The 20,810-nt window shown below is 71.7% G+C and carries 22 protein-coding genes, 1 riboswitch and 1 other annotated feature; of the genes, 18 read left to right on the top strand and 4 right to left on the bottom strand.

The annotated features are described in order from the left end of the window. Positions 1–94 precede the first annotated feature (94 nt). From LG388_RS22805 to lgt, 8 genes are all read left to right on the top strand, one after another. Complete coding sequence (locus LG388_RS22805; RefSeq protein WP_225784842.1) at positions 95–868, top strand: SDR family oxidoreductase; 774 nt, start codon at positions 95–97, stop codon at positions 866–868. A gap of 96 nt (positions 869–964) precedes the next feature. Beyond that, positions 965–2,190, top strand: a protein-coding gene (locus LG388_RS22800; protein ID WP_225784841.1) for an IS3 family transposase whose coding sequence is annotated in 2 segments (ribosomal slippage) — positions 965–1,253 and positions 1,253–2,190 — 1,227 coding nt in all. Because the reading frame shifts where the segments join, the coding sequence is not laid out codon by codon here. Continuing rightward, positions 1,243–1,359 (top strand) — a sequence feature (AL1L pseudoknot). It overlaps the preceding gene by 117 nt. Before the next feature lie 170 nt (positions 2,191–2,360). Then, on the top strand, positions 2,361–2,681 hold the full coding sequence (locus tag LG388_RS22795; RefSeq protein WP_225784840.1) for a hypothetical protein: 321 nt from the start codon (positions 2,361–2,363) through the stop codon (positions 2,679–2,681). 59 nt (positions 2,682–2,740) lie between these two features. After that, positions 2,741–3,244 (top strand): hypothetical protein, encoded by a 504-nt coding sequence (locus tag LG388_RS22790; RefSeq protein WP_225784839.1) that lies wholly within the window; start codon positions 2,741–2,743, stop codon positions 3,242–3,244. Between the two features lie 93 nt (positions 3,245–3,337). Then, positions 3,338–3,589 (top strand): hypothetical protein, encoded by a 252-nt coding sequence (locus LG388_RS22785; protein WP_225784838.1) that lies wholly within the window; start codon positions 3,338–3,340, stop codon positions 3,587–3,589. A 4-nt stretch (positions 3,590–3,593) separates the two neighbouring features. Next, positions 3,594–5,360 carry a monovalent cation:proton antiporter-2 (CPA2) family protein gene (locus tag LG388_RS22780; RefSeq protein WP_225784837.1) on the top strand — a complete coding sequence of 589 codons (1,767 nt, stop codon included), beginning with the start codon at positions 3,594–3,596 and terminating at the stop codon, positions 5,358–5,360. After that, entirely contained in the window at positions 5,357–5,932 is a 576-nt protein-coding gene (locus tag LG388_RS22775) for a DUF924 family protein (protein ID WP_225784836.1), read from the top strand. The genes LG388_RS22780 and LG388_RS22775 overlap by 4 nt, the downstream gene beginning before the upstream one ends. 126 nt (positions 5,933–6,058) lie before the next feature. Then, positions 6,059–6,886: a prolipoprotein diacylglyceryl transferase gene (lgt, locus tag LG388_RS22770; RefSeq protein ID WP_225784835.1), complete on the top strand. Its 828-nt coding sequence runs from the start codon at positions 6,059–6,061 to the stop codon at positions 6,884–6,886. A gap of 37 nt (positions 6,887–6,923) precedes the next feature. On the opposite strand, the gene LG388_RS22765 is transcribed toward lgt, so the two are convergent. From LG388_RS22765 to LG388_RS22755, 3 genes are all read right to left on the bottom strand, one after another. Further along, positions 6,924–7,739 carry a sulfite exporter TauE/SafE family protein gene (locus LG388_RS22765; RefSeq protein WP_225784834.1) on the bottom strand — a complete coding sequence of 272 codons (816 nt, stop codon included), beginning with the start codon at positions 7,737–7,739 and terminating at the stop codon, positions 6,924–6,926. Between the two features lie 404 nt (positions 7,740–8,143). After that, positions 8,144–8,527 carry a cell division protein ZapA gene (locus LG388_RS22760; protein WP_225784833.1) on the bottom strand — a complete coding sequence of 128 codons (384 nt, stop codon included), beginning with the start codon at positions 8,525–8,527 and terminating at the stop codon, positions 8,144–8,146. Beyond that, on the bottom strand, positions 8,524–8,787 hold the full coding sequence (locus LG388_RS22755) for a DUF904 domain-containing protein (RefSeq protein WP_225784832.1): 264 nt from the start codon (positions 8,785–8,787) through the stop codon (positions 8,524–8,526). The genes LG388_RS22760 and LG388_RS22755 overlap by 4 nt, the downstream gene beginning before the upstream one ends. 84 nt (positions 8,788–8,871) lie before the next feature. Then, positions 8,872–9,122, top strand: a riboswitch (cobalamin riboswitch). Between the two features lie 81 nt (positions 9,123–9,203). On the opposite strand from LG388_RS22755, the gene LG388_RS22750 reads away from it, so the two are divergent. From LG388_RS22750 to LG388_RS22710, 9 genes are all read left to right on the top strand, one after another. Continuing rightward, the gene (locus LG388_RS22750) at positions 9,204–11,138 is read left to right on the top strand and encodes a TonB-dependent receptor domain-containing protein (RefSeq protein WP_370630224.1); all 1,935 of its coding nucleotides are present in this window, start codon (positions 9,204–9,206) and stop codon (positions 11,136–11,138) included. A gap of 2 nt (positions 11,139–11,140) precedes the next feature. Next, positions 11,141–12,499: a cobyrinate a,c-diamide synthase gene (locus LG388_RS22745; RefSeq protein WP_225785175.1), complete on the top strand. Its 1,359-nt coding sequence runs from the start codon at positions 11,141–11,143 to the stop codon at positions 12,497–12,499. 92 nt (positions 12,500–12,591) lie between these two features. Next, the gene (locus LG388_RS22740) at positions 12,592–13,161 is read left to right on the top strand and encodes a bifunctional adenosylcobinamide kinase/adenosylcobinamide-phosphate guanylyltransferase (RefSeq protein WP_225784831.1); all 570 of its coding nucleotides are present in this window, start codon (positions 12,592–12,594) and stop codon (positions 13,159–13,161) included. Further along, positions 13,158–14,084: an ABC transporter substrate-binding protein gene (locus LG388_RS22735; protein WP_225784830.1), complete on the top strand. Its 927-nt coding sequence runs from the start codon at positions 13,158–13,160 to the stop codon at positions 14,082–14,084. Before LG388_RS22740 ends, LG388_RS22735 begins: the two co-directional genes overlap by 4 nt. Continuing rightward, positions 14,081–15,079 carry an iron ABC transporter permease gene (locus LG388_RS22730; protein ID WP_225784829.1) on the top strand — a complete coding sequence of 333 codons (999 nt, stop codon included), beginning with the start codon at positions 14,081–14,083 and terminating at the stop codon, positions 15,077–15,079. The genes LG388_RS22735 and LG388_RS22730 overlap by 4 nt, the downstream gene beginning before the upstream one ends. Positions 15,080–15,090: 11 nt before the next feature. After that, complete coding sequence (locus LG388_RS22725; RefSeq protein WP_225784828.1) at positions 15,091–15,855, top strand: ABC transporter ATP-binding protein; 765 nt, start codon at positions 15,091–15,093, stop codon at positions 15,853–15,855. A 29-nt stretch (positions 15,856–15,884) separates the two neighbouring features. Next, on the top strand, positions 15,885–16,454 hold the full coding sequence (gene cobO / locus LG388_RS22720) for a cob(I)yrinic acid a,c-diamide adenosyltransferase (RefSeq protein ID WP_225784827.1): 570 nt from the start codon (positions 15,885–15,887) through the stop codon (positions 16,452–16,454). Positions 16,455–16,464: 10 nt separating this feature from the next. Beyond that, positions 16,465–17,430 carry an adenosylcobinamide-phosphate synthase CbiB gene (gene cbiB / locus LG388_RS22715; RefSeq protein ID WP_225784826.1) on the top strand — a complete coding sequence of 322 codons (966 nt, stop codon included), beginning with the start codon at positions 16,465–16,467 and terminating at the stop codon, positions 17,428–17,430. Beyond that, positions 17,427–18,497 (top strand): aminotransferase class I/II-fold pyridoxal phosphate-dependent enzyme, encoded by a 1,071-nt coding sequence (locus LG388_RS22710; RefSeq protein WP_225784825.1) that lies wholly within the window; start codon positions 17,427–17,429, stop codon positions 18,495–18,497. Before cbiB ends, LG388_RS22710 begins: the two co-directional genes overlap by 4 nt. A 90-nt stretch (positions 18,498–18,587) precedes the next feature. Here the strand turns inward: LG388_RS22710 and LG388_RS22705 are convergent, their stop codons facing one another. Then, on the bottom strand, positions 18,588–19,505 hold the full coding sequence (locus LG388_RS22705; RefSeq protein WP_225784824.1) for a LysR family transcriptional regulator: 918 nt from the start codon (positions 19,503–19,505) through the stop codon (positions 18,588–18,590). A gap of 247 nt (positions 19,506–19,752) precedes the next feature. On the opposite strand from LG388_RS22705, the gene LG388_RS22700 reads away from it, so the two are divergent. Further along, a complete protein-coding gene (locus tag LG388_RS22700) occupies positions 19,753–20,634 on the top strand; it encodes an alpha/beta hydrolase (RefSeq protein ID WP_225784823.1) in 882 nt (293 codons plus the stop codon). Positions 20,635–20,810 lie beyond the last annotated feature (176 nt).

The following is a 20,810-nucleotide window of genomic DNA, read 5'->3' as shown; positions in this document are numbered from 1 at the left end:
AACATGGACAGTCTAGGCGAACAAATGCGCTTTATCTGGCGCAACTGGATACCTATAGTTTGAGTTCCATCAATGAATCAGAGAGGAAGCTGTCATGTCTCATCCCACTCTTCAAGGCAAAGTCGCGGTCATTGCAGGGGGCGGCAAGAACCTGGGCGCGCTGGTGGCCAGCCAGTTCGTCGAGGCCGGCGCCAAGGGCCTGCTCCTGCACTACAACAGCGACAGTTCGCGCGCGGAGACCGAAAAGACCGCGGCCGTCCTGCGCGAGAAGGGAGCGGATGTGCTGACCTTCCAGGGTGATTTGGCGGTAGTTGATAACAATGTGGCAATGTTTGATAAGGCAAAGTCACATTTCGGCCAGATCAACATTGCCATCAACACGGCCGGCGTCGTGATCAAGAAGCCCATCGCGGACATCACCGAGGCCGACTACGACAAGAGCTTCAATGCCAACGCGAAGGCGGCCTTCTTCTTCCTGCAGCAGGCCGGCCGCACGCTGTCCGAGCGCGGCAGCATCGTCACCATCGTGAGTTCGCTGCTGGCCGCCTACACGCCTTTCTACGCGATCTACCCCGGCAGCAAGGCGGCCGTGGAGCACTACACGCGTGCCGCGTCCAAGGAGTTCGGTGAGCGGGGCATTTCGGTGAACGCCATCGGTCCCGGCCCGATGGACACGCCCTTCTTCTACGGCCAGGAAAGCAAGGAAGCCGTGGCTTATCACAGCACCGCCGCGGCCCTGAGCAAGTACACGCGCACCGGCCTCACGCACATCGAGGACATCGCCCCCATCGTCAAGTTCCTCGTGACCGAGGGCTGGTGGATCACGGGCCAGACCATCTTCGCCAACGGCGGCTACACCACCCGTTAACTTCTTCACGGGACGCGCAGCGCGAGGCCGGGCGCCTGTCCGGCCTTGAACCGCCCCGGTTTTTGAGGAGGCTCCAACTTTTGAGAGGATGGAGCCATGAGGAAGTCGATCAAGTTTTCGCCTGAGGTGCGCGAGCGCGCGGTACGCATGGTTTTCGAGCACCGCGGTGAGTACGAGTCGCAGTGGGCTGCAGTGGTGTCGATCGCCAGCAAGATTGGCAGCACGCCGCAGACGCTGCTGAACTGGGTGCGTCAGCACGAGCGCGATACGGGCCAGCGCGAGGGTGTGACGACGACGCAGGAGCAGCGCATGAAGGAACTCGAACGGGAGAACCGCGAGCTGCGCAAGGCCAACGAGATCTTGAAGCTGGCCAGCGCGTTTTTCGCCCAGGCGGAGCTCGACCGCCGTCTGAAGTCGTGAAGGCATTCATCGACGCGCATCGCGCCGTGCACGGGGTCGAGCCGATCTGCAAGGCACTGCAGGTCGCCCCGTCGGCGTACCGGCGCCATGCGGCGCGCCAGCGCCACCCTGAGCTGCTGTGCGCCCGTGCCAAGCGCGATGCGGTACTGATGCCGCAGATCGAGCGCGTGTGGCAATCGAACCTGCGGGTCTACGGCGCCGACAAGGTCTGGCACCAGTTGCGGCGCGAGGGCGTCACGGTGGCGCGCTGCACCGTGGAGCGGTTGATGCGCCGCATGGGTCTGCGCGGCGTCGTGCGTGGCAAGGCCGTGCGCACCACGATCAGTGACGCCAACGCGCCGTGCCCGCTGGACCGGGTCAAGCGCCAGTTCAACGCGCAGCGACCCAACCAACTGTGGGTGTCGGACTTCACGTACGTATCCACCTGGCAGGGCTGGCTGTACGTGGCCTTCGTCGTCGACGTGTTCTCCCGGCGCATCGTGGGCTGGCGCACGAGCAGCTCCATGCGCACGGACTTCGTGCTGGACGCGCTGGAGCAGGCGCTCTATGACCGTCGGCCCCAACGCGAAGATGGCCTCGTGTGTCATTCCGACCGCGGGTCGCAGTACGTCAGCATTCGCTACACCGAACGGCTCGCTGAGGCCGGCATCGAGCCCTCCGTGGGCAGCAAGGGCGACTCGTACGACAACGCCCTGGCCGAGACCATCAACGGGCTGTACAAGGCCGAGGTGATCCACCGGCGTAGCGCGTGGAAGACCAAGGATTCGGTGGAACTGGCCACGCTGCACTGGGTGGCGTGGTTCAACCACCAGCGCTTGCTCGAACCCATCGGCTACGTGCCACCGGCCGAGTTCGAGGCCAACTACTATCGAGCTCTTGAGCAGCAGGCCATGTCGGCCTGACTCAAGCCAACGGGCCTCCGCGATTTCCGGGGCGGTTCAGCCTCGCGCTGTCGCATGGGCGCTGCGGCACCACCTGCGGTGTGCTGGGCAGTTTGGTCATAGGGGGACATCGCGCGCAACCTGGCCGTCTTTTCCGGCGAGCGCCCTGTTTTTCCAAGGGAGCATTCAAAATGAGCATCGATCTTTCGGCCCTGCGCGAGCCCACGGTCCGCGCGGCCATGGAGGCCTTCCAGCGGGGCGACAGGGAAGGCTGGCGCGCACAGTTCGCGCCGGGCGCACAGCTGTACGACGACGGAACCCCGCGCGACCTGGAGGCGTTCACGCGCGAGGCCCTGGGCCATGAGCGCTTCACGCGGCTGGACGAGGTCAGTCCGGACGGGCTCGAGCTTCGCGGGCGCTTCCATTCCGAGCAGTGGGGCGACTTTCGCACCTACTTCCGCTTCACGCTGTCGTCGGGCCAGGTGCAGCGGCTGGACATCGGGCAGGCATGATGCGCGCGACCCTTCAGGCGGCACCGAGTCCCCGGGCGACGGCCTGGCGTCGGCGCGGGATGCTGCTGTCCAGCGCCGGCCTGCTGGCGGGCGCTGCGCTGTCGGGCTGCGCGCAGGCGCAGGCCGTGCCGCCGCCCGGCCCGGGCATGCGCGCCTCCGTCACCTACCTGCACCTGCTGGCGAAGGTGCCCATGTTCCGCGGCATGAGCGCCGAGCAACTGCAATGGGTCATCGACCATTCGCGCGAGTGGGCCGTGGAGCCCGGCGCCGAGGTGGCCAGCAGCACGCGCGGCGCCGATCGCTTCTGGACGCTGCTCGATGGCGGCTGGCAGGTGGAGCAGGGCCGCCGCGTCGTGCCGGCCGGCCATGCCGATCCGGCCAAGTGGTTCGGCGGCCGGGACTGGCAGGCGCTGTCGCTGGCGCCCACCCGCGTGGTGGCGACGGCACGCAGCTACGTCATGGAGATCGACCAGCAGCAGCTCGACGAAATGCTGCGGCGCGGCCTGCCGCTGCAGTCGCACCTGGAGGCGGGCCTGGCCTTCTACCGCACATTCGCGCGCTGAGGCGCTGGCGCGGGCCGTTGCGCGATCGCACGCCTTGACCTACATCTACACCTTTACCAACCTGGGGTTTCAATCATGCATATGGCCATGGTCATGGGAGCGGGCGTCCTGCTGCTCGTGGTGTTCGTGATGTTCGGCTGGCTCTGGGGCGCCAGCAGTGCCGGCATGGCGCTGGCGGCCAAGGCCTTCGTGCCGGTGTGGCTGCTGATCGCCTGCATCAACATGTGGGTGGGTGTGACGCACGCCGGCTACACGGTGCGACAGGAGCTGCCCATTTTGCTGCTGGTCTTCGCCGTGCCGGCCGTCGTGGCGGGCCTTGCCATCTGGCAGCTGTCGCGCAGCTGAGCGAATGGCCGCAGAAGGCAGCGCAGGCGACCTGATCAAGGTCGTGACCCTGCTGGGGGCCGCCGTGGTGGCGGTGCCCCTGTTCAAGCGCATCGGGCTGGGCTCGGTGCTGGGCTACCTGGCCGCGGGCCTGGCCATCGGCCCCTTCGGCCTGGGCCTGTTCTCCGACCCGCAGACCATCCTGCACACCGCCGAGCTCGGCGTGGTGATGTTCCTGTTCGTCATCGGCCTGGAGATGCGCCCCTCGCACCTGTGGAGCCTGCGGCGCGACATCTTCGGCCTGGGCAGCCTGCAGGTGGCGGTGTGCGGGCTGCTGCTGACCGGCGTGGGCATCGCCTTCGGCTTCTCGCCCGGCGTGTCCTTCGTCAGCGCCATGGGCTTCGTGCTCACCTCCACGGCCATCGTCATGCAGCTGCTGGGCGAGCGCGGCGACATCGCCGCTGCGCGCGGCCAGAAGATCGTGGCCATCCTGCTGTTCGAGGACCTGCTGATCGTGCCGCTGCTGGCCATCGTCGCCTTCATGGCGCCGGCCGGCGCGGGGGCGGCCGCCGAGGCCGGCTCGCGCTGGACCAGCATCGCCATCGCCCTGGGCGCGCTGCTGGCCCTGGTGGCCGCGGGCCGCTGGCTGCTCAACCCGCTGTTTCGCATCCTGGCCAATGCCAAGGCGCGTGAAGTGATGACCGCCGCCGCGCTGCTGGTGGTGCTGGGCGCGGCGCTGCTGATGCAGCTGGGCGGCCTGTCGATGGCCATGGGCGCCTTCCTGGCGGGGGTGCTGCTGTCCGAATCCACCTTCCGCCACCAGCTCGAAGCCGACATCGAGCCCTTCCGCGGGCTGCTGCTGGGCCTGTTCTTCCTGGGCGTGGGCATGTCGCTGGACCTGGCGGTGGTGGCGCGCAACTGGGAGCTGATCGTGGCGGGCGTGCTGGTGATGATGCTGGTGAAGGCGCTGTGCATCTATGGCGTGGCGCGGCTGGCCAAAAGCAGCCATGCGGATGCGCTGGACCGGGCGGTGCTGATGGCGCAGGGCGGCGAGTTCGCCTTCGTGCTCTTTGCCGCCGCGCTGGCCGAGGGCGTGATCGACCCGACGGTCAATGCCAACATGACGGCCATCGTGGTGCTGTCGATGGCGCTCACGCCGCTGGGGGTCATCGCGCACAAGCGCATGAGCAAGGCCGAGGCGGTGTCCATGGAAGGTGCCGAGGCGCCCGTCGATCTGCGCGGCAATGTGCTGGTCGTGGGCTTCGGCCGTTTCGGGCAGATCGCGAGCCAGCACGCCGTGGCGCTGGGGGCGCAGATCGCCATCATCGACCACAACCCGCAGGTGGCGCGCGACGCGCGGGACTTCGGCTACAAGGTCCACTACGGCGATGGCACGCGCACCGACGTGCTGCATGCCGCGGGGGCGCATGTGGCGCGCGCCGTGCTCGTCTGCATCGACGACCAGGAGGCGGCGACGCGCGTGGTCGAACGCGTGAAGGCCGACTTTCCGCACGCCGCGGTGCTGGCCCGGGCGCGCGACCGCGAGCATGCGCTGGCGCTCGTGCAGGCGCAGGCGGATTTCCAGATTCGCGAGACCTTCGAATCCGCCATGCAGCTCGGTCGCGCGAGCGCCCGCGTGCTGGGCGCGAGCGAGCAGGAAGCCGACGAGCTGGACCAGCGGCTGCGCAGGAACGATGCCGAGCGCACGGCGCTCGAGCTGGCCGGCGGCAGCATCTATGCGGCGCGCGATCGCGTGCGCCAGCAGGCCGCAGGCGCGGGGGTGGCGCGATGAGGCAGCACCCGGCGCCCGAGACCGCCGCCACGGTCGTCGACTTCTGGCGCGAGGCCGGCCGGCAGGGCCATTGGTTCGACAAGGACCCGGCCTTCGACCGCCGGTTCCGTGAACGTTTCCACGACCTGCATTTCGCGGCGGCGCGCCGGGAGCTCGACCACTGGGCGGAAGATGCGCAGCCCGCCCGGGCGGCGCGGGGCGTGCTGGCCTTGCTGATCCTGCTGGACCAGTACCCGCGCAATGCCTTCCGCGGCACCGGGCACATGTATGCGACCGATCCGCTGGCGCGCCACTTCACCCGGCGCGCCCTCGATGCCGGGCTGGATGCGCAGGTGCCCGCGGACCTGCGCCTCTTCTTCTACCTGCCGCTGTCGCATTCCGAGCAACTGTCGGACCAGCAGCGTGCCTTGATGCTCAACCGCAAGCTCGGCGAGCCTTTTGCCACGCATGCGCGCGGGCACCTGGACATCGTGGCCCGCTTCGGGCGCTTTCCGCATCGCAATCCGATGCTGGGCCGCGAAACCACGGACGAGGAAGCCGCCTTCCTGCGCAGCGGGGGCTTCGCGGGCTGAGCGCAGATCCGCGCCGGGCCGTGCGCTCAGCCCGGGCTGCCCTGGAGCCGCATCCGTCATTGCGGCCGGGGCACGGGGGCGGCGGCCGTCATCCGGGGAAATGGACGCCCGGGCACAATCCCGGCCATGCTCATGTACCCGCAGCTCGATCCCGTGGCCCTGCAACTGGGGCCGCTGGCCATCCACTGGTATGGCCTGACCTACCTGGCAGCCTTCGGGCTTTTCTTCTTCCTGGGCGCGCGCCGCTTGCGCCACCCGCCGTACGCCAGCATCCAGAGCCCGGCGCCGTGGACGCGGCGTGACGTCGAAGACATCCTTTTCATGGGCGTGGTGGGCGTCATCGTGGGCGGGCGGCTGGGCTACTGCCTGTTCTACAAGCCCGGCCACTACCTTTCGCACCCGCTGGAGATCTTCTTCATCTGGCAGGGCGGCATGAGCTTTCATGGCGGCCTGCTGGGCGTGATCGGCGCCATGCTCTGGTATGCGCGTTCGCGCGGCCGGCCGGTGTGGCAGGTGCTCGATTTCGTCGCACCCTGCGTGCCCACGGGGCTGGCGGCAGGCCGTGTCGGGAACTTCATCAACGGCGAACTGTGGGGCCGCTTCTCCAGCCCCGGCCTGCCCTGGGGCATGGTGTTCCCGCACAGCGGTTCGATGCAGCCGCGCCATCCTTCGCAGATCTACCAGTTCCTGCTCGAAGGCCTGCTGCTGTTCGTGATTCTGTGGCTCTTCGCGCGCAAGGAGCGCCGCGAGCGGCAGGTGTCGGCCGTGTTCCTGATCGGCTATGGCGTGATGCGTTTCATCGCCGAGTACTTCCGCGAGCCCGACGACTTCCTGGGGCTGCTGGCGCTCAACATGAGCATGGGGCAGTGGCTGTGCGTGCCGATGGTCCTGTTCGGCATCGGGCTCTACGTGACCGCGCCGGCGCGGCCGTCCGCAACGGCCGTCGCGCGCTGAACGGAGGAGGGGCCCGGCCGGCTGCCGGGCGCCTGGATCAGCCCGCCAGCCCCTTCCAGAGCATGTAGGCCGCCAGCAGGTACAGCATGCTCGCGAAGAGGCGCTTGAGCTTCTTTACCGGCAGCGCATGCGCCGCCTTCGCGCCCAGCGGCGCCATCAGCACGCTGCAGGCCGCGATCACGCCCAGCGCGGGCAGCCAGATGTAGCCGAAGGCGCCCGCCGGCAGGTTCTGCAGCGAGAAGCCCGCGGCCACGTAGCCGGCCACGTTGGCCACGGCGATCGGAAAGCCCAGCGCCGCACTGGTGGCGACCGCGTTGTGGATCGCCACGTTGCACCACGTCATGAAGGGCACGCTGATGAAGCCCCCGCCCGCACCGACCAGACCCGAGACGAAGCCGATCACGCCGCCCGCGCCCAGCTGGCCCGCCGTGCCGGGCATCTGCCGCGAGGGCGCGGGCTTCTTGTCCAGGAACATCTGCGTGGCCGAGAAGCCGACGAAGAGCGCGAACACCACGGCCAGCACCGTGCCCTTGAGCAGCGCGAACACGCCCAGGCTGCCGATCAGGCTGCCGATCACGATGCCGGGCGAGAGGCGCTGCACGATGTCCCAGCGCACGGCCCCGCGCTTGTGGTGCGCGCGCACGCTGGAAATGGAGGTGAAGATGATCGTCGCCATGGAAGTGGCGATGGCCATCTTCACCGCCAGTTCGGCCGGCACGCCGCGCTGGCCCAGCATCCAGGTCAGGAAGGGCACCAGCACCATGCCGCCGCCGATGCCCAGCAGCCCGGCCAGGAAGCCGGCGCCCAGCCCGAGCAAGGCGAGTTCGAGGATCAGCAGCGCGTCGATGGACATGGCGGCAGGGAAGGGGGCAGGGGAGCGGCCACCGACAAGACAACGGCCCCGGAGCGGATGCTGCGCGGGGCCGTGATCAGGCGGATGAGCCGAATGAGGTGCCTGCAGATGCCACCGAGCCGTCATCCTGAACGCAGGGTTCAGGTGGGCGAGAGCAACCAGGCATTGGGATCATCTGACGCGAGATGTTCAACGCTTGCCTGGCAATGTATCAAGCCCGGGCTCCATAGAGCATTGGTTCAAGGAAATATAAAGCCCGGCATGCTCTGCAGACGCCCTCGATTCTACGCCCCGCCGCGCGGCGTTGCAGGTCAATGTGATGTCGGCGGCGCGGCCTTGCTTGACATCGTGCGCGCTGACAGGCGCACTTTTCTGCGGCCGGGCCGGGCCGGGCCGGGCCCGGTTCAGAGCAGGCGCCCGTCGCTCGCCAGCGCCTGGTCCAGGCGCTCGATCAGCGCTTCGGCGCGGTGGTCGGGGGAGGCGGCGACCTTGCTCGAATAGGCCAGCAGCGGCGCAGGCGCAGGCGCGGGGGCCGGCGCCGGGGCTGGCGCGGCGGCCGCGGCTTCGCGCGCCGCCGCCAGGTCCTGTTCGCGCTGCACCAGGTCGAACGCCAGGTTCAGCGACGCCAGCACTGCGATGCGGTCCCGCGCCTTCACCTTGCCCGCGTCGCGGATGCCGCACATGGCCGCGTCCACGCGCGCCACCGCTTCGCGCAGCTGGCTTTCCCCGTCTGCCGGGCAACCGAGCAGGTAGCTCTGGCCCATGATTTGCACTTCGATCTGGTTCACGGTGTGGGGTGGGATGCGTCCGGGGTATCGATGTCGGCTGTGGGGGAGGCAGGTTCCCCGGCCACGGCGGGCAGGCGCTCCAGCATGGCGTCGATGCGCGTGCGCGCGGCCGCCAGGCGCGACTTGAGCATGTCGCGTTCGCGCGTCAGCGCATCCACCTGCGCCTGCAGCAGCGCGTTGGTGCGCTGGGTTTCGTCGAAGCGCACGAGCAGCCGCTCCACGCGCTCGGCGATCTGGTCGATGGGACTGGCTGCGGACATGGCCGCGGATTGTAGGTCGGGCGTGCGCGGCGCCAAGCCGGGCCGGCACCGTCGCCCAGGGCGCGTGGCGGCGCGTGAACAGGTCCTAGAATCCGCGCCGTTGGTGCTCGCGCCGCGGTTCGCGCGTCGCAGTTCAACGGGAAGCAGGAGCGGGGGCCCTTTTCAGCCGCCCCGGCCAGCCTGCGCTGCCCCCGCAACGGTCAAGCAGCGGTGCCGTGCCCGTCACGCGCACCACCTCTTTCAATCAGCCACTGGGCGCCGCCGACACACGGCGCCTGGGAAGGCGAAAGAGGAGGCTGTCAGCCCGGATACCGGCCAACGAGGCGGCCGTGCCCTCCATCGGAAGGCACGGCCATGGTGCCCATGTGCCGGCGGGGAAGCCGGACCCGGGTATTGCTTTCGCGATCTGTCTTTCCATGAACTCCCGCGTTGTCTTTTCTTCGCGCGCCTGGCCGCGCCTGCCCCTGCACGCCCTGGCGGGCGCCGTCGGTGCGGCGCTGCCGATGCTGGCGGCCGCCCAATCGCCGCAGGTGGCGCCGCTGGCCGTGGTGGCCGTGCCGGCCCTCCATGAAACCGTGGTCACGGCCACACGTGTGGCGCAGCCGCTGTCGGACCTGGTGGCCGACGTGTCCATCGTCGACCGCGACACCATCGAGGCGAGCGGCGCGACCGGCGTGCTGGACGTGCTGGCGCGCCTGCCGGGCATCGAGATCTCGCGCAACGGCAGCATCGGCAGCACCTCCAGCGTGTTCGTGCGCGGCGCCGAGACGCGCTTCACCGCCGTCTACCTGGACGGCGTGCGGCTGGACACGCAGTCCACCGGAGGCGCGCCTTGGGAGGCCATCCCGCTCGCGCAGGTCGAGCGCATCGAAGTGCTGCGCGGCCCGGCCGCGGCCGTGTACGGCTCCGACGCCATCGGCGGCGTGATCCAGATCTTCACCCGGAAAGGCGAGGGCGGTGTGCAGCCCTTCGTCAGCGCAGGCATCGGCAGCCAGCGCACGCGCAAGGTCGAAACCGGCGTGAGCGGCCAGGCCGGCGACTTCGACTATGCCGTCGGCGCCAGCTACCAGGAAAGCGCCGGCTTCGACGTGCGCACGCCCGACATCCGCCACAACCCCGACCTGGACCTCTACCGCACCCATGCCGCGAACGTGCGCCTGGGCTGGCGCATCAACGCGCAGCACCGGCTGGATGCCAACGCGCTGGCCAGCGAGATGCAGTCGGCCTACGACGCCAGCTCGGGCAGCTCGTACACGCGGGCGCGCATCTTCAACGACGACCGCAACCATCACCACCTGCGCACCGCCGGCCTGGGCTGGACGGCGCAGTGGACGCCCGAATACAAGACCCGCCTGTCGGTCACCGATTCGAGCCAGCGCTACGAGACGCGCATCGTCGGCCAGCCCGCCAGCTACATCACGCAGACGCAGCTGCGCGATTACCGCTTCGAGAACGAGTACCGCACGGGCGCGCACCTGGTCACGGCGGCGCTGGAGCGGCGCGAGGACCGGCTGCTCAACCCGGCCCTGGACGCCTACAGCAAGACCATCGACCGCGAGCGCTCGCAGGACGCCGTGGCCCTGGGCTATGGCTACGTGCAGGGCCGCCACTCGCTGCAGCTCAATGTGCGGCACGACAAGGACAGCGAGTTCGGCGGCAAGACCACGGGCAGCGCGGCCTACGGCTACGAATTCGCCAAGGGCTGGCGCGTCACGGCTTCGGCCGGCACGGCCTTCCGCGCGCCCACGCTGTACCAGCGCTTCAGCGAGTACGGCGACCCCAGCCTCCAGCCCGAGGCCAGCCGCAACATGGAAGTGGGCCTGCGTTACGCCAGCGGCGACACGAACGCCAGCGTGGTCGCCTACCGCAACCGCGTGCGCAACCTGATCGTCTTCGACGGCGCGCGCACGAGGTGCGGCGCCGCTTTCGGCTGCTACAACAGCGTGGGCCGCGCCGAGTACACCGGCATCACCTTCGCCGCCGGCCACCGCATCGGCGACCTGACCCTGCGCGCGTCGCTGGACCTTCAGGAGCCGCGCGACCTGGACACCGACAAGCTGCTGGCGCGCCGCGCGCGCGCCCACGGCGTGCTGGGCGCCGACTGGCGCATCGCGGGCTGGACGCTGGGCGCCGAGGTGCAGGCCTCGGGCCGGCGCTGGGACAACGCGGCCAACACCACGCGCCTGGGCGGCTACACGCTGGTCAACCTGTCGGCCAGCACGCAGATCACACCCGAATGGACCGTGAGCGCGCGCGTGGACAACGCGACCGACAAGCGCTACGAGCTGGCGCGCGGCTATGCCACGGCCGGCCGCACCGCCTACGTCAACCTGAAGTGGGCACCGCGCTGAACATGCGCGACGAGGTGCGCTGCGCCGCCGTGCTGGTCGCGGCCCCGGCCTCGGGCCAGGGCAAGACCACCGTGGCGGCGGCCCTGGCGCGCCTGCATGCGCGCCAGGGCCGCCGCGTGCGCGCCTTCAAGAGCGGGCCCGACTTCCTCGACCCGCAATGGCTGGCGCTCGCCACCGGCGAGGCGGTGGACGCGCTGGACCTGTGGATGACGGGCGAGGCCGACTGCCGGGCGCGCCTGCACGCGGCCGCGCGCGAGAGCGAGCTGATCGTGGTCGAAGGCGTGATGGGTCTGTTCGACGGTGCCCCCAGCGCGGCCGACCTGGCGCGGCGCCTGGGCCTGCCGGTGCTGGCCGTCATCGACGCCGGCGCCATGGCCGGCACCTTCGGTGCGCTGGTGCATGGCCTGAAGACCTACGAGCCCGGCCTGCCCTGGGCCGGCGTGCTGGCCAACCGCGTGGCCGGCGAACAGCACGGCGCGATGCTGCAGGCCGCCTTGCGCGAGCCGGCCGACTGGCTGGGCGGCCTGCCCCGAAGCGGCGGTGCGGGCGCCGATTTCGCGCTGCCGCAGCGGCACCTGGGCCTGATCGCCAGCGCCGAGCTGGAAGATGCGCTCGCGCGCATCGACGCCGCCGCCGACGCGCTGGCCGCCACGCCGCTGGGCCGGCGTGCGCTGGCCGATCTGCCGCAGGTGCACTTTGCCGCGCCGCCCGTGGCCGCGCCACGGGCACGGCGCCTGGAAGGCCGGCGCATCGCGATCGCGCGCGATGCGGCCTTCTGCTTCATCTACCCCGCCAACCTGGCCGTGCTGCAGCAACTGGGCGCGCAGTGCCTGTTCTTCTCGCCGCTCGCGGGCGATGCGCTGCCCGACTGCGACGCGCTGTGGCTGCCCGGCGGCTACCCCGAGCTGCACGCGCCGGCGCTGGCCGCCCGCGACGATCTGCGGGTGCAGTTGCGGGCGCACGTGGCGAAAGGGCGTCCGGTCTGGGCCGAATGTGGCGGCATGATGGCGCTTTTCGACGCGCTGGAGGGCGCCGACGGGGCCGTGCACACGATGTGGGGCCTGCTGCCCGGCCGCACCGTGATGCGGCGCCGCCTGGCCGGCCTCGGCCCCCAGCAACTTGCCATCGGAGCCCACCTCTTGCGCGGACACACCTTCCACTACTCCATCTGCCAGACGCCGCTGCCGCCGCAGGCGCGCAGCGCGCGGCCCGGCCAGGCGCCCCGCGCCGACGCGGGCGAGGCGCTGTACGTGCAGGGCCCTGTGCGCGCGAGCTACTTCCACGCGTGGTTCGCGTCCGCGCCCGACGCGGTGGTGCACCTGTTCGGCGGCCCGGCGCCGCAGGCGGACGCTCATGGCTGAAATGAGACCGCCCCCACGCTCCCCCGCTTCGCGTGGTCCGCTGCCCCCCGAGGGGGCGCGTCAGTCGCTTCGGGCGGCCGGGCGCGACTGACATGGTCGTCAGCGAACTGATCCTGGGCGGCCAGCGCAGCGGCAAGTCGCGCCGCGCCGAAACGCTGGCCCAGCAGTGGCTGGCGCAATCGGAGGCGCACCGCGCCGTGATGGTGGCCACCGCCCAGCCCTGGGACGCCGAGATGCGCGCGCGCATCGCCCGGCACCGGCAGGACCGCGCCGAGCGCGTGCCGGCCATGGAGACGCTGGAAGAGCCCTTGCGCTTGCCCGAAGCCGTCCTGGGCCTGAGCACCCCCCAGACGCTGGTGGTGGTGGACTGCCTGACGCTGTGGCTGAGCAACCTGATGATGCCGGCCGACCTGGATCCGGTCCGCGCAGCCGCGCCCGCCACCGACCAGCTTTTGGCGCTGCTGCCCGTCGCCCTCGCGGAAGCCGCCGGCCCCGTGGTGCTGGTGAGCAACGAGGTGGGCCTGGGCGTGATCCCGATGGGCGAGGAGGTGCGCCTGTACGTGGACCTGCTGGGCCGCATGAACCAGGAGGTGGCGGCCGCGTGCGCGCGCGTCACCTTCATGGCAGCCGGGCTGCCGCTGACCTTGAAGGGCCCCGCATGAATCCTTCTTCGACACGGGCCGCGCTGCGTGCGGCGGTGCTGGCGGCAGGCCTGCTCGGGGCCGTGCTGCCTGCGGGCGCGCAGGCCGTGCCGGCGCCGCTGCAGATCACCGACGACCGCGGCCGGGCCGTGCGCCTTGCGCAGCCGCCGCAGCGCATCGTCACCACCTTGCCCTCGCTGACCGAGACCGTGTGCGAGCTGGGCGCCTGCGCGCGCCTGGTGGGCGTGGACCGCTATTCCAACTGGCCCGAGGCCGTGCGCACGCTGCCGCAGGTCGGCGGCGGGCTGGACCCGAACGTGGAAGCGATCGTCGCGCTCAAGCCCGACCTGGTGCTGGTCGCGCAGTCCTCGCGCGTGGCCGACCGGCTGCAGGCGCTGGGCCTCACGGTGGCCGTGCTGGAGCCCAAGACCCATGCCGACGTGCAGCGCGTGGCGGCGCGCGTGGCGCAGCTGCTGGGCCTGCCGGCCGGCGACGTGCAGGCCCTGTGGCGCCGCATCGACGCCGCGGTGGAAGCCGCCGCCCAGTCGGTGCCCCGGGCGGCCTACGGCGCACGCGTGTACGTCGAGGTGAGCGGCGGCCCCTATGCCGCCGGCCCGGGTTCCTTCATCGGCGAGACGCTCACGCGCCTGCATGCGCGCAACATCGTCGCGCCCGAGCTGGGGCCTTTCCCCAAGCTCAACCCCGAATACGTGGTGCGGGCCAACCCGGCGCTCATCATGGTGGGCGCGCGCAGCGCGCAGGGGCTGGAGCAGCGCCCCGGCTGGAGCGGCATCGACGCCGTGAAGCAGGCGCGCGTGTGCCGCTTCACGGCCGACGAGTCCGACCGCGTGGTGCGTCCGGGCCCGCGCATGGCCGAAGGCGCGCGGCTGATGGCCCATTGCCTGTCGATGATGGCCGCCGCGCCGGGCGGGGCGCGCCGATGAACGCCCGCCGCGCACGCTGGCTCGCGGGGGCGCTGCTGCTGGCCGCGGCGGCCCTGCTGGCGCTGGGCGCGGCCATCGGCAGCACGGGCATGCAGCGCATCTGGCAGATGCAGGCCGACCCCATCGCCTGGCAGATCGTGTGGGACATCCGCCTGCCGCGCACGCTGGGCGCCTGGCTGGCCGGCGCGCTGCTGGGCCTGGCCGGCGCGGTGGCGCAGGGGCTGTTCCGCAATCCGCTGGCCGACCCCTACCTGCTGGGCAGCGCCTCGGGCGCGCTGCTGGCCGTGGCGCTGGCGCTGGCCGCCTTCGGCACCTCGCCCGGCGCCACGCACTGGGTGGTGCGGCTGGGGCTGACGGGCGCGGCCTTCATCGGCGCCGTGGTGGCCGTGATGCTCACGCTGACGCTGGCGCGCGGCGTGCAGCAGACCTTGCACCTGCTGCTGGCCGGCGTGATCGTGGGCGTGGTGCTGGGCGCGGTGAAGGACCTGATCACCATCGCCTCGGTCGACATCCTGCAGGCCGTCACCGCCTTCATGCTGGGCAGCACGGGCCTGCTGGGCTGGGGCGCGGGCGGCGTGATGGCCGCCATGCTCGCGGTCTGCCTGCTGGCCGCCTGGGCGCTGGCGCCCGTGCTCGACGGCCTGGCGCTGGGCGAGGCCACCGCCGCCAGCCTGGGCCTGCCGCTGCCCGCCATGCGTGCCGCGCTGGTCGCCGTGCTGGCCCTGGCCACCGGCGCGGCCGTGGCGCAGACCGGGCTGATCGCCTTCGTCGGCCTGGCCGCGCCGCATCTGGTGCGCTCCATCGTCAAGACCACCCATGCGCGGCTGGTGCTGCTGTCGGCGCTGATGGGCGGCCTGCTGCTGATGGCGGCCGACCTGCTGGCGCGCTGGCTCATCGCGCCGCAGGAGCTGCCGGTGGGCGTGCTCACCGCCGTGCTGGGCGGCAGCTACCTGCTGTGGCTCATGCACCGGCGCGGGCGGGGGCGCATGCGATGAACCCGGCCGGGATGCCGCTGGAGGCCCGCGCGCTGGCCGTCCGCCTGGGCGGGGTGCCGGTGCTGCACGGCATCGACATCGCCTTCGCGCCCGGCTGCTGGACCAGCATCGTCGGGCCCAACGGCGCCGGCAAGTCCACCCTGCTGCGCGCGCTGGCGGGCCTGCTGCCGCACGAAGGCAGGGTGCTGCTGGGCGGCCGGCCGCTGGCGCAGTGGCCGGCGCGCGAGCGCGCCCGCGCCCTGGCCTGGCTGGCGCAGGGCGGGGCCACCGACGCCGCGGCCGACGACCTGGCCAGTCTCGACGTCGTGATGCTGGGCCGCCTGCCGCACCAGCGCTGGCTGGCCGCGCCCTCGGCGGCCGACCATGCGGCCGTGCAAGCCGCCATGCGCCGCACGCAGGCCTGGGACTGGCGCGAGCGGCCGCTGGGCCAGCTCTCGGGCGGGGAACGGCAGCGCGTGCTGCTGGCGCGCGCCCTGGCCGTGCAGGCCCCCGTGCTGCTGATGGACGAACCGCTGGCCAACCTGGACCCACCGCACCAGGCCGACTGCCTGGCCACCGCGCGCGAACTGGCGCGCGCCGGCCACACGGTCGTCAGCGTGCTGCACGAGCTCCATGCCGCGCTGTCGGCCGACCGCGTGGTCGTGATGGCCGGCGGCCGGGTGCGGCACCACGGCCCGAGCGGCGATGCCGCCACCCACCGCGCGCTCGAAGCCGTGTTCGACGACCGCGTGCGCGTGCATGCCGTGGGCGATCAATGGATCGCCCTGCCGCGCTGACCGACCCCTCATCTGGAACGCACAAACTCATGCAGATCGAAACGCCCCCTTCCGAGAAACCGTACGAAAAGCCCGAAGGCGAACGCCGGGGCCTGCTGCTCGTCAACACCGGCGACGGCAAGGGCAAGAGCACGGCCGCCTTCGGCCTGGCCCTGCGCGCGCACGGGCGCGGCAAGGCGGTGAAGATCTACCAGTTCATGAAGGTGCCCACCGCGCGCTTCGGCGAGCACCGCATGTTCGAGCAGCTCGGGATTCCCATCGAGGGGCTGGGCGACGGCTTCTCGTGGAAGAGCCAGGACCTGGAACGCTCGGCCCAGCTGGCGCGCGAGGGCTGGCAGAAGGCGCGGGCGGCCATCCTCTCCAGCGAATTCTTCCTCGTGGTGCTCGACGAGATCACCTATCCGCTGATCTACGGCTGGCTGCCGCTCGAGGAGGTGCTGGCCACCTTGCGCGAACGCCCGCGCGAGGTGCATGTCGTGCTCACCGGCCGCCGCTGCCCGCCGGAGCTGATCGAAATCGCCGACACCGTGACCGAGATGACGCTGGTCAAGCATGCCTTCCAGGCGGGCATTCCAGCGCAGCGCGGCATCGAGGACTGACAGGCGCCGCATGCCCATGAGCCTGGCTGCTGCGCTCTGGCTGGCCTTGGCCGTGGACCGCTGGCTGGGCGAGCCGCCCGCGCGCTGGCATCCGGTGGTCTGGATGGGCCGCTGGCTGGCCGCCTGCACGCCGCATGTCGCGCCGCGGGCCGGCAGCGCAGCGGCCGATGCGCGGGCACGGCCCTTCATCGCCGGCATGCTGGCCTGGGGCCTGGGCGCGTGTGCCGCCACGCTGGCGGCGGCCACGCTGCAGGCCGCGCTGGGGCGCTGGCTGCCGGGCTGGGCCGCGGCGCTGGCGCTGGGCCTGCTGCTCAAGCCGCTGCTGGCCTGGCGCCTGCTGCGCGAGGAAGTGCAGGGCGTGGAAGCGGCGCTGGCCGAATCCCTGGAGGCCGGCCGCGCGCGCCTGGCGCGCCTGGTCAGCCGCGACGTGGCGCCGCTGAGCGCGACCGAAGTGCGCGAGAGCGCGATCGAATCGCTGGCCGAGAACCTCAACGATTCGGTGGTGGCGCCGCTGTTCTGGTTCGTGCTCGCGGGCCTGCCCGGCGCCGCGCTCTACCGCTTCGCCAACACGGCCGATGCCATGTGGGGCTACCGTGGGGCGCGCGGCGGCCGCGTGTGGGAATGGGCCGGCAAATGGGCCGCGCACGCGGACGATGCGCTCTCATGGCTGCCCGCGCGCCTCACCGCGCTGCTGCTGGCATGGGCCGCCGGGCGCTGGCCGCGCGGGCTGCTGCCGCAGGCGGCCCGCACGCCCTCGCCCAACAGCGGCTGGCCCATGGCCGCCATGGCGCTGCTGCTGGGCGTGCGGCTGGCCAAGCCCGGCGTGTATGCGCTCAACGGCCAGGGCCGGCCAGCCATGGCCGCGCACACGTCGCGCGCCATCGTGCTGGCGGGGCGCGCCGTGGCGGGCGCCGGCGTGCTCGCGGGCCTGGCCTTGCTGCCGCCGTTTCTTCCGCTTTGGGGGACGGTGGCATGACCGGCTCCCCCTTGCCCGTGCATGGCGGCCCCGATGCCCAGGGCGTGCCGCTGCACGACTTCTCCACCAACGCCAATGCCTGCGGACCGTGCCCGCACGCGGTGGCCGCCCTGCGGGCGGCCGATCCCGCGCGCTACCCCGATCCGGCCTACACCGCGCTGCGCGAGCAGCTGGCGGCCTTCCATGGCGTGGCGCGCGATCGCATCGTGCTGGCCGGCAGCGCCAGCGAGTTCATCGCCCGCATCACGGCGGCGGTGGCCTTCGGCGCGCGCGGCCAGCCGGGTGCGGTGCAGGTGCCCCGGCATGCCTACGGGGACTACGCCCGCGCGGCGCAGGCCTGGGGGCTGGCGGTGCGGGCGGAGGAGGCGGCGGAAGGGGCGGTGGACGGGGCGATGGCCGCCGAACCGCCCTTGCTCGCATGGGCCTGCGACCCTTCTGCGCCCCTGGGCCGGCCGCATGCCGGACTGGCCGCGAAGGTGGATGCGCTGGCGCCCGGCGTGCCGATGGTGCTGGACCGGGCCTACGAGCCGCTGCGCCTGACGGGCGCCCTCGCGCTGGCGCCGGCGCAACTGGACCGCGTCTGGCAGCTGTGGTCGCCCAACAAGGCGCTGGGCCTCACGGGCGTGCGCGGCGCCTATGCCATCGCGCCCGCGGGCGATGCGCAGGCCGGGCTGCTTCGCCGCCTTTCGCATCTCGCCCCTTCCTGGCCCCTGGGGGCCCATGCGGTCGCCATGCTGCAGAGCTGGGCCGGGGCGGCCGCGCAGGCCTGGCTGGCCCACAGCCTGCCCACGCTGCGCGCCTGGAAGGCCGAACAGATGCGGATGTGCGCGGGCTTCGGCTGGTGCGTGCTGGACAGCGACGCCAACTATTTCTGCGCGGACTGGCGGGCCGCACCGGGCCTGGCCGATGCGGCGGCGGCGCTGCAGGCCTTGCGCCGCCAGGGCCTCAAGCTGCGCGACGCCGGCTCCTTCGGCCTGCCCGGGCACGTGCGGCTGGGGGTGAGAGGGCCGCACAGCCAGGCCGCGCTCCTGGCCGCCTGGGCGTCGATCCGCAGCCGGCACCCTTGACGGCGCGGCCGGCGCCTTCGTCCGCGTCGGGGTCGACAGGCGCGCGGCACCGGCCGGCCGCCATGAAAGCGGCTGCGCAGGCCGGCCGCTTCATCCCCGCGCCAGATGCTGCCGCCGGGCGAACAGGTCCGCCGTCCAGTCCACGAAGGCCCGCACCTTGGCGCTCAGGTGGCGGTTGGGCGGGTACACCACGTGCACGGGCAAGGGGTCCATGGTCCAGTCGGGCATCAGCTGCACCAGCTCGCCGCTTTGCAGGTAGGGCTCGGCGATGAACTGCACCATCTGCGTCACGCCGAAGCCGCCCAGCGTGGCCTCGGTGTGGGCATTGCTGTCGTTGACCGAGAGGCGGTAGGGCTCGGAGATCTCGATGCGCTCGCCGTCCTTGCTGAAATCCAGCGGATACAGGCGCCGCGAATTGCTCGAGAAGAAGTTGAGCACGTGGTGGCGGCCGCGCTGCAGGTCCAGCGGGTGCTGCGGCCGGCCGTACTTCTGCACGTAGCCCTTGGACGCCACGGTGACGAAGGGCAGGGTGCCGATGCGCCGCGCGACCAGCGACTGGTCGGTGATGGTGCCGGCGCGGATCACCACGTCCACGTTGTCGCCGATCAGGTCCACCGGCCGGTCGCTCACCCCCAGGTCGAGCTGGATGTCGGGGTAGCTGGCATAGAAGCTCTCGAGCTCGGGGATGATCACCAGCCGCGCCATGGAGGTGCCCACGTCCACGCGCAGCCGGCCCGACGGTGCGGTCTGCGCGTTGGTCATGCTCGCTTCCAGCTCGTCGAAGTCGTTGAGCAGGCGCGCCGCGCGCTCGAAGTAGGCCGCGCCGTCGGGCGTCACGGTCACGCGCCGCGTGGTGCGGTTGAGCAGCTTGGCATGCATGCGCGATTCCAGGGCCTGGATCTGCTTGGTGACGGTGCCCTTCGGGATGCCGAGCGAATCGGCCGCGCGCGTGAAGCTGCCGGCTTCGACGACGCGCACGAACACGCGCATGGTCTGGATGGGGTCCATGTTGAACTCTGGTGAAGAATGCCGAAGGGCGATGCCGGCCAGACGCGCGGGCGCGCGCCCGCGTGACGCGAGTGACGCGCGCGATGCGCTGTCGCACCCGTGACGCCCCGGGGCCGGAAGCGGATTCTGCGGCCAGTCGGCCCGCCGATTGTTGTTCGCACGGAAACAGAGTGGCGGCGACGGCCTGCGTCGTGCGCGTCCCCGGCGGCTTACATTTGTGTCCATCGATCCTCTGGATACCTGCACCATGAACGCCCGTTCCGCAACGTCTTCCCTCGCACCCGGCCTGGCCGCGGGCGCCGACGTGCCCGAGGCCGACCTCCAGATTCCGCTGCCGGGCGGCGACGCCGTGAAGGCGCGCCATTACGGCCAGCGCCAGCCCGTGGCCGCCGGCCAGCCCCTGGTGCTGCATTTCCACGGCGGCACCTTCACCTGTGGGGACCTGGACAACGGCCGCAACGTCGGCCGCCTGCTGGCCCGCTCCGGCGCGGTGGCCGTGTCGCTGGCCTACCCGCTGGCGCCCGAGTACCCCTTCCCCAAGCCCATCGAGGTGGGCTACTCGGTGCTCGAATGGCTCTACAAGAACCGCGTCAAGCTGGCCGGCAAGGGCGCGCGCGTGTTCCTGGCGGGCGAAGAGGCGGGCGGCAACCTGGCCGCAGCGGTGGCGATGGTCGCGCGCGACCGCGACCATCCGCCGCTGGCCGGGCAGGTGCTGCTGTCGCCCATGCTGGACCCGTGCGCAGGCACCGCCTCCGTGCGGGCGGCCGGCTGCGACACCACGGACATGTGCAAGTGGGCCGCCGGCTGGAAGCAGTACCTCAAGCGCCCCATGGACGCGCTGCACCCGTATGCCGTGCCGGGCACCTCGCTGCGGCTGGCGGATCTGGCGCCCACGCTGGTGCTGGTGGGCCCGGACGATCCGATGCGCGACGAGGCCCTGGCCTATGCCGGCCGGCTGCGCGAGGCGGGCATCAACGTGCGCAGCCAGATCGTGAGCACGGCCGCCAACTGGCCCGACGCGCTCTATGAGCCCGGCGCGGCCGGCTGCGCGGGCTGCGAGCTGAGCGTGATGCAGCACTTCCGCGAATTCTTCGAGGCGCCGGCACCCGCCGCTGCGCCCAGCGGCTGAAGCCGCGGGCCGAGCCCGCCGGCGCGGCCCTTCCTTCCTGTCCATGCGGTGGTGCCGGAGGCGCCGCCCGGGCGGCGCTTTGCCTGCCCACCGGCCTCGCGCCGCAAGCGCTTTCGCTTTCTTCTGACCGGCTGCCTTGTCCTCTGCCGTGCGTCCGATCGCGCGCGGGGGCGCGG

Source organism: Xenophilus sp. Marseille-Q4582 (assembly GCF_916700565.1).
Taxonomy (GTDB): Bacteria; Pseudomonadota; Gammaproteobacteria; order Burkholderiales; family Burkholderiaceae_C; genus Xenophilus.
The sequence above is the reverse complement of the archived record's forward strand: the minus strand, read 5'-3'. Positions and strand labels throughout refer to the sequence as shown.